Consider the following 211-nt stretch of genomic DNA (forward strand, 5'->3'; position numbering starts at 1 on the left):
CAGCCGCGGTAATACGTAGGTGGCAAGCGTTATCCGGAATTATTGGGCGTAAAGCGCGCGCAGGTGGTTTCTTAAGTCTGATGTGAAAGCCCACGGCTCAACCGTGGAGGGTCATTGGAAACTGGGAGACTTGAGTGCAGAAGAGGAAAGTGGAATTCCATGTGTAGCGGTGAAATGCGTAGAGATATGGAGGAACACCAGTGGCGAAGGC

At 52.6% G+C, this 211-nt stretch carries 1 rRNA gene; it reads left to right on the forward strand.

Going from position 1 to position 211, the window contains the following annotated elements:
* Window positions 1–211: ribosomal RNA gene (locus MR169_RS28120) — 16S ribosomal RNA — on the forward strand; the annotation flags it as partial.

It is taken from the genome of Bacillus cereus group sp. BfR-BA-01349, from assembly GCF_022663795.1.
In the GTDB taxonomy this organism is placed as follows: Bacteria; Bacillota; Bacilli; order Bacillales; family Bacillaceae_G; genus Bacillus_A; species Bacillus_A cereus.